The 10947-nt window shown below is 49.3% G+C and carries 9 protein-coding genes; 4 read left to right on the plus strand and 5 right to left on the minus strand.

The annotated features are described in order from the left end of the window. The first annotated feature begins 263 nt into the window (after positions 1-263). Positions 264-1826 (plus strand): EAL domain-containing protein, encoded by a 1563-nt coding sequence (locus QN379_RS10420; protein ID WP_323506611.1) that lies wholly within the window; start codon positions 264-266, stop codon positions 1824-1826. A 68-nt stretch (positions 1827-1894) separates the two neighbouring features. Here QN379_RS10420 and QN379_RS10425 read toward each other — a convergent pair whose 3' ends face one another. Next, positions 1895-3346, minus strand: a complete 1452-nt coding sequence (locus QN379_RS10425) for a DHA2 family efflux MFS transporter permease subunit (RefSeq protein WP_323506612.1) — start codon at positions 3344-3346, stop codon at positions 1895-1897. Between the two features lie 133 nt (positions 3347-3479). After that, positions 3480-4727: an aminotransferase class I/II-fold pyridoxal phosphate-dependent enzyme gene (locus tag QN379_RS10430; protein ID WP_323506613.1), complete on the minus strand. Its 1248-nt coding sequence runs from the start codon at positions 4725-4727 to the stop codon at positions 3480-3482. Positions 4728-5131: 404 nt separating this feature from the next. On the opposite strand from QN379_RS10430, the gene QN379_RS10435 reads away from it, so the two are divergent. After that, complete coding sequence (locus QN379_RS10435) at positions 5132-6214, plus strand: ionic transporter y4hA (protein ID WP_323506614.1); 1083 nt, start codon at positions 5132-5134, stop codon at positions 6212-6214. A gap of 300 nt (positions 6215-6514) precedes the next feature. After that, positions 6515-7033, plus strand: a complete 519-nt coding sequence (locus QN379_RS10440; protein ID WP_323506615.1) for a hypothetical protein — start codon at positions 6515-6517, stop codon at positions 7031-7033. 234 nt (positions 7034-7267) lie between these two features. Here QN379_RS10440 and gorA read toward each other — a convergent pair whose 3' ends face one another. The 3 genes from gorA to trxA form a co-directional block, all read right to left on the minus strand. After that, on the minus strand, positions 7268-8629 hold the full coding sequence (gene gorA / locus QN379_RS10445; RefSeq protein ID WP_323506616.1) for a glutathione-disulfide reductase: 1362 nt from the start codon (positions 8627-8629) through the stop codon (positions 7268-7270). A 264-nt stretch (positions 8630-8893) separates the two neighbouring features. Next, positions 8894-9295, minus strand: a complete 402-nt coding sequence (locus QN379_RS10450) for a DUF4148 domain-containing protein (RefSeq protein ID WP_322234167.1) — start codon at positions 9293-9295, stop codon at positions 8894-8896. A 189-nt stretch (positions 9296-9484) separates the two neighbouring features. After that, positions 9485-9832, minus strand: coding sequence for a thioredoxin (gene trxA / locus QN379_RS10455; RefSeq protein ID WP_322234164.1), 348 nt, complete (start codon positions 9830-9832; stop codon positions 9485-9487). A gap of 120 nt (positions 9833-9952) precedes the next feature. Here trxA and QN379_RS10460 point away from each other — a divergent pair, with 120 nt between their 5' ends. Further along, the gene (locus QN379_RS10460; protein WP_322234162.1) at positions 9953-10780 is read left to right on the plus strand and encodes an AraC family transcriptional regulator; all 828 of its coding nucleotides are present in this window, start codon (positions 9953-9955) and stop codon (positions 10778-10780) included. Positions 10781-10947 lie beyond the last annotated feature (167 nt).

Raw genomic sequence — 10947 nt, forward strand, 5'->3', positions numbered from 1 at the left:
CTCAGAGGGCATCCGATACGGCAACAGATACTAGAGAGCGGCGGCGAGTGGTGGTGACAAAAGGCGAGATCTGGTTGAGGCGTGAGGTTAATGACTTAGATTCCAGTCGAAAGTACGATGCTATATTTATAATTAGTTGCAATGCGGCATTGCAGGGATGGGTTGTCATGTATCCTCTAATTATTATAACCAGCGGGGCCCGGTACGATGGAAGTGAGCGTAGCCGAGATCCTGGCGCACCAGAACGTAAGTAGGAGCACGATTTGAATCGTAAGCAGGTCATGATCTTTGCAACGCTGCTGGCGTTAGCCGGTGTAGCAGGCTCGTTAGCATTGACTTTTTTTGTGTCCTGGAATCTTGCGGTGAGCGCGGAGGAAGAGCGTCTTCAACTTTTTTCTCAACTCGCTCTTGACCGATCAACGATGACTTTCACCAGTGCGGCGAAGGCATTGCATAAGTTTGAGCATTTGTCAGTCAAACCATGTTCTGAAGACCATATCAGGCACATGCGCCTAGTGACGGTCACCACGCAAAACATTGAGGATATTGGATACATACCAAACGGTCTGCTGGAGTGTACTGCCGGTGGTCCCGCTCCCAATCATATAAAACAATATCCGGTTGACTTTACGCTCCCTGATGGCGTCGCGGTAAGCGTGGGCGTGACTCCTGAGTTCGGCGGCGACCAAACCATGACCAGCCTATATTACAAGTCGCACATGGTGCTGATTGCTTCCGGGCGATTTGCTGATGTCATTCTCGAACCCGACGTGCAATTGGCCGTGTTAACCTCGGCAGGTAAGTTACTTGGAACCCTGCACGATCCAGATATGGAAACGGTCAATGCGATTGTGCGCAAGGGTGCCGGAATCCAAAAGAAAGGTACCCTTTTTTCGGTACTTCGCGACTCCGGATTAGTGGCAGTGGCCATTGAGCCGCGTAGCAAAATAATCGCTCAATTGAGACGCGAGCAAATGATGCTGTTACCGCTTGGCTTGTTGAGTGCATTACTTATTGTCGCAGCCATCGTCGTTCTTTCGCGCCGAAGGCTGTCACCCTTGGGTGAATTGAAAATCGGGATTGAGCGACGCGAGTTTGTCGTTCACTATCAGCCGATAATAGAACTCAAAACCGGCATGTGCGTGGGCGCCGAAGCCTTGGTCCGATGGCAGCGACCAAGTGGCTACATGATGGCACCAGATCTTTTTATTCCGTTGGCAGAGGATAGTGGTCTGATTTTTGCTATCACCGATCAGGTTGTCGATGCAGTTGTTCGCGATATGAAAAATATACTTGTGATGAACCGCCGCTTGCATATTGCCATTAATCTTAGTGCGCGCGACATCAAAAGTGGGCGTATTTTGACGGTATTAGGAAAAGCTTTGCATGACACCGGCATACATCCGCAGCAGATCTGGTTAGAGGCAACAGAGCGTGGGTTTATGGATATCAGCGCTGCACTAGGGACGATTACGAAAGCGCGGCAGTTAGGATATACGGTGGCGATTGATGATTTCGGTACCGGTTATTCCAGTTTGGCGTACTTACAGGGCCTCCCGCTGGATGCGCTAAAAATTGATAAGGCGTTCATTGATACGATTGGGACCGATGCACTGACCAGCAGCGTAACGCCCCATATTATTGACTTGGCTAAAACCTTAGAGTTGAAAATTGTCGCCGAAGGCATCGAAACGCAAGCGCAGGCGGATTACCTTGTGATGCGTGAGGTTGATTACGGTCAGGGATGGCTATTTGCAAAGGCATTACCCGCGCCTGCGTTTCTGGATTTTTATCAGAAAAACATTGCGGCGCGAGCGGAAACATGACCAGAAGAGAGTATGAAGCGGTCTCATAGTCTGACTAACCGGATGATGGTTTCCGTATTATCTTTTTTTCATCGATTGACGAGATCCTTGATGCGTAGAGCGACAAATATGCAAGAAGTGATCAGAAGTACGATACATATCAGTTGAAATGTATCTTGAAACGCAGATTGATAACTTTGATAGGCCAGTGAGGACAGTGAAACCCCCGGGACGTCTGCATAAGTACGGATCAAAACAGCGTAATAGTGTATTTGCAGATAACTGACCAGCGTGGTTAATACGGCAACTCCTAACGCGCCGCCAAGTGTCCGCGATACATTAAATAAAATCGATGCGGATGCAGCATCGGCCTTTTTTATCGAGGTTGTTGCCAATATTCCTAAAGGCGTCAACATGAGTGTCCCGCCCAAGCCTCGTAATATTTGCGCTCCGATGATCCACTCATAATGAAAATTGGTGGATACGACACTCCAGGTGATGGAGCTGAGTGCAAAGAGAAAACTGCCCGTAGCTATCAACACATAAATATTGATTTTCTTCAAAATAATGGGCATACACATCAGTGCCGCCAGCTGTGCGATTCCTCCGAATATAATAATATGACTGATCTGGATAGGCGAATAAGATTTCAGCGTGATGAGGAAGTAAGGAATTAAAAAATAACAACCAAATAACGCCGCTCCCGCCAGCAGATTCGCCATGCAACTAATGAATAACTGACGATTTTTTAAAAGCAAGAGATTCACCAACGGATCTTTCGTACGCAACTCATTCACCACGAAAAGGGTTAATGCGGACATTGCCGTTACGAACAGCATAGAAATGGGTGTGGATGCAAACCAGCTATGACTGCGCCCTTCTTCGAGAACGTATTGAAGACAACCTAACCCGACCACGATAGTTATTAGCCCCATAAAATCGATCCGACCCTTTACGGAAGGCAGATGAATATCGTGCCGTAATCCGACCATCATCAGACAAAGTGCAAGCAGGCCGATGGGAAGATTTATATAAAACAGCGACTGCCATCCAAAAGCCTCGGTCATCACGCCTGCAATCATGGGGCCAAGTGTGGGCGCCAACGCCACGGTAGCACCAAATAGCGTGTTCGCTTTGGAGTGCTCGTGCGCTGGCAATTTGATGATAATCAAATTATAGGCAAACGCCATCAGCGCACCGCCCGCCGCCCCCTGAAGTGCGCGAAAAATAATCAGACTTGAAAAACTCCACGCTTGGGCGCACAGAATGGAACTGACCATAAACATGACGCAAAAAATAAAAGCGTAACGTTTTGTTCCCAACGCCTTAAGCAGCAGCCCAGACAGAGGCAAGGTCACGATCTCAGCCATCAAATAAGACGACGATAACCATGAGCCTTTTTCCAGTGGGAACTTCAGCGCCGTTTGAATCGTACCAATGGCTGCATTCGTAATCTGAATGTCCATGATGCTCATCAGCACAGCGATGATGCTACCGATAAAGCCCATCCATGCCAGAGTGGACTTTTTGTCAGATGTCATCGCCCCGGTTTTTGAAAGCGTGTCCATTTAGACGATTAAAAATAGAGGTCGAAGTGGAAGCGCGTCGCTGTTCGCGCTAAAACGCATGCGTAAGCAACGTGCGATGTGACATTCGCGATGATATGGTCGGCTATTAATGTTGCACATCCATTTTGCGCAGTATGTCTTTTAGTTGATCGACAAAAGACTGCACTATTTCTGCCGGCAAGTCACCGCGTAACATGAGCCGAACACCCGCTCTGTCCCGACCTACGATAGGAAAAAATACTGGCGAACAGTAAAACCCTTTGTCATAAAGGGCTTTCGATAAATGGACCGCTTTACCCTGATCACCGACTTCGACTACCTTGATATTGAGTCCGTTGCCACGCTGAAGCGTGGTGATCTGACGATCAAATAAGGCAATATTGTGTGTTAACTGTTGCTGAAGCGTGTGCAGTTCAGCGCTCTTATGTACTTTGATGCTGCCTAAAGTGGTACCGATTGCCGCTGTGCGCAGGCTTTGTGACCATCCGAGTGGTCCAGCCCGGTATAAAAATTCGAAATGTTTTTCTGAACCCAGCATGGCGATGCCGCCGGTACTCCCAAATGCCTTGGCGATTGAGGCAACGATAATGGTTCTGTCGTTTAACGCGGCAAGCCGGGATCGGATGTGACCTTCACCGTTGTTGCCCTCAACCGAAAGAGAGTGCGAGTCATCAAAGTAAAGAAACAAGCCATAACGCTCTTGTAGCGACAATAGAGCGGCAAGATCAGCGACGCCGCCAACCGAATACACGCCATCGCATATATAAGCCACCCGGGGATATTTTTTGCAGATTTCCTCCAGATACATCATGTCGTTGTGAGGACAGTTCAGGACCAGTGTCTCATCAGCGATAATCGGTTTAATAAAAGCCATTGAAAAATGCGCGCACTTATCAAACACCATCACCATCGGCTCACCATCGGTTAAATGTCCGGATGCCAGCAGCGGCAATATTCCTGCGGTCAATGCACTGCAAGAAATCGCGGGTAACACCGGTCCATTAAAAAGATCCCTCAATTCCTGCTCTAACTCCTCCATCACACTCAAGCGGATGCGGTATTCCGCCATCGCAAGGCCAGTAATACCCTGACTTTGCAAAGCGTCAATGCCACCCTGCAACACCGCAGGATGACTATTCAGCCCCAAATATGAGCAAGAGCATAAATTGACAAAATCCTTGCCGGTTGCGATATCACGCAACTTGTTTTGCCCAGCGCTGGCGTCGACACGGATACCGATCATGTTCTGTTCTTGTGCAATTCTGTAGCCGACCTCCGAAGCGGCCACCATTTTTGCATTATTGCGGAACAGGTTTTTACCAATTACATTGATAGACTCAAAATCAGGTTTCACGAATGAGGTGCCTTTCGTTATTACGACATTTTTAATGGGAAAAATGGATAAATATTGAGAGAGAATTACGCTACGGAGCACGTAGAAATAGGCATGCTTTACTTACTATGTCGTTAGGTTGTCAGTCCTTTTTGTCGGAAAACGCAGTAACACACGATGCAGGATTTCAGCGCGTGAACGCTGAGAGGCTTTCTTTTTGATAAGTAACGGTACACTTGAATTGGGTCGAAACGTGCTTCGTTCGATGCGATTTAAGTAAATGGCTAATGTTTGTGAAGTGACATATGTTGCTGACAAGCGCTGCGCCTACGTATCGCTCGGTTGATTGCCTGCATTGCAATCCCTTGCTGGAAAAGCCAAGCAGTCGCTTGCCAAAAATCCTTGATTCGTGTCCAATCGGAAACATGAAAAAATTTCCCTCGCTCCCCATCTGGACTGTCGTTGCGCCGATTGCCGCGTGGATGTTAATTATCGGAACCCGGTTTGATCTCGGTCTTGTCTATACATTCTTGCTCGTGGTGGGCCTGCTCGGAGGCGTGCTTGCTGCCGTTTATCATGCAGAAGTCGTCGCGCATCGGGTCGGCGAACCTTATGGAACATTGGTCCTGGCGCTCGCGGTTACCCTCATTGAGGTGGCGCTGATCGTATCGCTGATGTTGGCTGGCGGCGAGGAGACGATGGGACTGGCGCGTGACACGGTTTTTGCCGCGATCATGATCATCCTCAACGGTATCGTCGGTATTTGTTTATTAGCCGGTGCTAGTCGGCACAAAGAGCAAACTTTTGGGCTGTTGGGCGTCAGCGCATCGCTAGCTACCTTGGCGGCCATTGCTGTTCTGACACTGGTATTGCCTAATTACACGTCAAGCGCCGTCGGCCCGTTCTACAGTTCCAGTCAGCTTGCATTTATCGCTATCATTTCATTAGTCCTTTATGGCACCTTCGTGCTGGTGCAGACGGTACGGCATCGGGATTATTTCCTGCCCGACGAATCGACGAATGATGAAGAGGTACACGCCGCGCCGCCATCCGACAAGGTGGCGTGGATTAGCGGCGGTCTCTTGCTGGTTTGTCTGGGAGCAGTCGTTTTGTTGGCGAAATCGCTAGCACCGTCGCTGGAACTGGCGGTTGCCAGCGTCGGTGCGCCAAAAACATTGGTCGGTATTATTATTGCAGCAGTCGTGTTGCTGCCGGAAGGTTTGGCTGCGGTGCGCGCGGCACGTGCCAATCGTCTGCAAACCAGTCTCAACCTGGCGCTTGGATCGGCGCTGGCAAGTATCGGATTGACCATTCCAGCGGTGGCAATTGTCTCGCTGACGACCGGTTGGTCGCTGTCTCTTGGGCTTGATGTAAAGTCGACTGTGTTGCTGTTGTTGTCTTTTATTGTTGCTACCTTATCGTTAGGAACGGGTCGCACAACCGTTATGCAAGGGACGATTCATCTGGTGATTTTTGCGGTGTATTTGTTCACAACGATTGTCCCGTAGCGTGTGCCCATGATTTCAGCGCACGGTTGCGCAGTGATTACGCGCCAGACTTAGCGCAAAATTGTGGCAAGCGCCACTTTTATATCCGCATATTCAACAAATACGGGGATAAAAAAATATTTTTCAAAAATATTTTTCAGTAGTCTGCTCGAAATAAATCCTGTCGGGGGATAATGTCGGTATTACTTAATTTACTGACTTGATTTCACCCGGCACTGATCACGCCTGCATTTTGTGCAAATCTATCTGCATCGAATTCACCGCGATCTGTTCAGCCATCATTATTGGAAATATTGTATTTTGAAGACGACAAGAAGCAAGCGCTGGGACGGCACGATTAACACTCTGTCAGTTGACTACCTAAACGACGTTGTAGGACAAATGGTTGCTTATGGCGACCGCGTGCAGTTCGGACTAACTGGTACTGGTCAACGACCGTATTATCAGGTTATTAATAGTTCCGATAAGAAAATGGCATTTAACAGCACCAATCACCTGATGCACCCTATCGGTGAAGAGTTTGATGGCAGCAATGGCAGCATGGTCTACACGCTCGATCAAATTAAAAATGCCATGGCCGGTGTTGGTACACGGGCAACAGCAGTCACTGCAACCCGCAGTCGTAGCGTAGGCGGCACGCGCGCACCAACGGTCAAGATTCAGGACATCATCGACTCCCAAAAATACGATTATTTCAAAGCGCACCGCGATTTGCTGCCGCCGACCATCGGCGAATACTCTATTGAAATCACTGATTTGATGAAATTGGGGCAGTCGGCAGAAGAAGCGTTTGATGCTGTGATTAAACTGCATTTCTGATGCATTGAAAGTGTGGTTAATATGGATTCGTTGGTTTGATGCAAAGCTAGGAATAGTCTTGTATTTTGATAAATGCGTTTATTTTTAATTATGTAACTAGCGGCATAATCAACGAAAATAATCAACGAAATAACTAACGTCGACAAAAAAGAGACCCAAACGGGTCTCTTTTTATTTTTCTCTACAGAGTATTTTTTATCACCACTATTACGATAGTTACCACCATCAATCCGATTATTTTGCCGGCAGTGGCGTCCGCAAAGTAACAAACTCTTCTGCTGAGGTCGGATGAATGCCGATTGTGTCGTCAAATACACGCTTGGTTGCGCCCGCTTTCAGCGCCACCGCAATCCCCTGAATGATTTCACCAGCTTCGGGCCCGACCATATGGCAGCCGAGGACTTTGTCGGTGTCGGCATCAACGATAAGCTTCATGAGTGTTTTTTCGTCAGACGTGCTGAAGCTCAGCTTCATCGGGCGAAACCGACTTTCAAAGATGGTCACGTTATGGCCCGCGCTCCGTGCTTCCTCTTCGCTTAGTCCGACCGTGCCGATGTTAGGCAGACTAAAAACTGCGGTAGGAATCATTTTGTAATCTACCCGGCGGTATTCTTCCGGGCGAAATAAGCGTCGCGCCACAGCCATGCCTTCGGCTAGCGCCACGGGGGTCAGTTGCACGCGGCCGATGACATCGCCGAGTGCGAGGATTGATGGCTCGGTGGTGCGATATTCGTCATCGACTTTAATGAAGCCTTTTTCATCGAGTGCGACGCCGGTATTTTCAAGCCCCAGATTGTCCAGCATCGGGCGACGTCCAGTGGCATAAAACACGCAATCCGCTATTATTTGACGGCCATCGTTAAGGGTCACGCGCAAGCTGTCGTCATCCTGTTTATCGATGCGCGCGATATCCGCGTTGTATTCCAGGCTTAGGCCCTTTTTTACCAATTCCTCATGCAAGTGTTGCCGCACGCTTCCGTCAAAACCGCGTAATATTTTTTCTCCGCGATAGACAAGGCGTGTTTCCGCACCCAATCCGTGGAAGATGGACGCGAATTCGACAGCAATGTAACCGCCCCCAACCACCAATACGCGGCGCGGCAGTTCCTTGAGGAAAAAGGCTTCGTTCGAAGTGATCGCCAACTCTTTACCGGGAATGTCGGGAACATGCGGCCAGCCGCCGGTGGCGATCAAAATATTGGCCGCGCTAAACCGTTGATCGTTGATTTCCACGGTGTGGGGATCAATCAGGCGCGCATGGCCTTCCATTAGCGTGACGCCGCTGTTGACCAGTAAAGAGCGATAAATATCATTGAGGCGATGTATTTCGCGGTCTTTATTGGCGATGAGTGTGGTCCAGTCGAATTTCGGCTTATCGGTGGTCCAGCCAAAACCGCTTGCCTGACCGAAATCCTCGCTGAAATGCGCGCTATAGACCAACAATTTTTTGGGAACGCAGCCGACATTGACACACGTGCCACCCAGATACCGACTTTCCGCAACGGCGACGCGAGCGCCAAAGCCCGCGGCAAAACGCGCTGCACGAACCCCGCCGGAACCGGCACCAATGACGAACAGGTCAAAATCGAAAGACATACTGCTTCTCCTCAGCCGTTTCCAGCCGGTTGTTTGCCCAGAACGGGGTCGATGATGGATCCAGAAATGATCCACAAGCGATCTTAACTGGTTTGAATTAGTCCCGTTGATCGGATTGACTTACACGCGACCAATGTCAAACGAGGCAGATTGCGTTGATCGCAAGCTGCCTCGTTTAGCCTCGCACTACTAAGTTGTTCGATGTTGTGACGGACAACTTGGCAGGCGCTTGCTGAACTACCACTTTATTGATTAGTTACCAACTTAGTTGCTGCCGGTGAGTTGTTGATCAGTATCGATATCAGCGGTGGCTAACTCTGCACGTACTTGTGCACGGGTTTTAGTTGATGCAGTCGATGGCGTCACTGGATAGGATGCGTGACTATAGTTCAGACGCCCTTGATCGCTAGCCTGGGTCAATTCCGCAATCACTTCTGCGCGCGTTTTGGTCGAAGCCACAACCGGGGTGATCGGATACAGCGTGTGGCTATAGTTCAAGCGCCCTTGGTCGCCAGCTTGCGTCAGTTGCGCAACGACTTCTGCGCGGGTTTTGGTGGAGACAAATGGTGCGTCGACTGGATAACGAGCGTCAGCAAAAGCAGAACCCGCAATAGCGGCAGTAGTAGCAACAAAAGCTGCAGTAAGAGCAAATTTTTGGATGTTCATTTTTTTTCTTTCAGTAATAGAGCATTGGAGCTTTAGAGATTACTGCTTTATAAATGACTAATAGAGCAAGGTTTAAAGACAATGTTAGTGCAATGCCCGTCAGGCAGAATTGCCCGATGGGATAAATCAAGACCACATATTTAAAATCAGGTTAAGCGTGTTCGTTTGCGTGATGACTGTGTAGATCGGTCAAGCCGATCGTTGTTGATGCTGCAACACCGCTTGACTTAACCACGCTTGCAACGAGGACTTGCTCTGCAAGCCTACTTTTTGCGAAATAGGTTTGCCATCTTCAAACAGGATCAAAGTCGGTACGCCGCGTATGCTATGCGTTTGCGCCAGTTCGGCAGCGTTATCGATATTGACTTTTGCCATCCGTATCTGTCCTTCAAATTCGGACGAAAGTGCGTCCAGCGTTGGTGTCTGCGCAATACATGGGCCGCACCATGGCGCCCAAAAATCAATCAGTGAAACGCCGGATGTGCTATTGGTAAAGGCAGACACGGCATCGGCTTTAAGATCAGGTAACGCGGACATAGTGTGTTTCCTTTCAAATTGACTGCTGAGTGCATGAGTAGAATCATGCCACCGAAAGTGATACTATTTGTCATCAATAGTCTTCTAAATAACGCAGTTAGTATCAATGTGAGGAAAGTAATGGATCGCTTGTCACCGTTGTTCGCACGCTTCGCCCCTTCTGCCCGCGTATTTCACTCCGGTTCACTGTGCGGTAGCGCAGATGCTGATTTATCGGCCGGAACAGGTCATATTCATCTGATCAATAGCGGTCGCCTGACAGTATTGCGCCCGCGTATGGAGCCCATCACCATTGCGGAACCATCCGTATTGTTTTTCCCACGACCCAGCGTGCATAGATTGCATGTGGAGGAGCGCGACAACACCGAAATGGTTTGCGCCACCATTCAATTCGGCAATGGTGTGGAAAATCCCGTCATGAAGGCACTCCCAGAAGTCATGGTTGTCCCATTGGAATTGGTGCCTACCTTACAACCGATGTTAGCGTTGTTATTTGCCGAGGCGTTTTCAGATAATTGCGGTCGACAGGCTGCCGTTGACCGACTTACCGAGTATTTGATGATCTTGTTGCTGCGCCATGCAATGAGCAACAAATTAATAGGCGGTGGTATTTTGGCCGGTCTGGGCGACCCGCGTCTTGCAAAAGCCATCACAGCGATGCACGAGCGCCCCGAACAAAGTTGGTCATTAGAGCAATTGGCGGAATCCGCCGGTATGTCCAGAGCCCGTTTTGCTGTCCATTTTCGCGAGACAGTCGGGATGACACCGCTGGATTATCTGACCGACTGGCGCGTTGGTGTTGCGCAGGTTTTGTTGCGAGCGGGTCAGTCCTTGAAACTCGTCGCACCCGCTGTTGGTTATTTGAGTCCAACCGCTTTTACGCGCGTGTTTAATCAGCGGATAGGTGCTTCACCGACAGAGTGGTTAGCCCAAAACCCCGCCACCTAAACTTGCGGACTGTCGCAAATCCGCCCCAGCTGCGTTGTGCTTTCCTTGCCGTACTAATCGTACTGTCTGCGTCGGCACGCCTTGCTGGGACGAATTTGCGACAGTCCGCCCTGTCAAACTGGTTGAAAAGTTTCTGGGTTTAGTTTTTAGGTGACTTTGAGCTCATG

Origin of the sequence: Glaciimonas sp. Gout2, assembly GCF_035018905.1 — a bacterium.
Taxonomy (GTDB): Bacteria; Pseudomonadota; Gammaproteobacteria; order Burkholderiales; family Burkholderiaceae_D; genus Glaciimonas.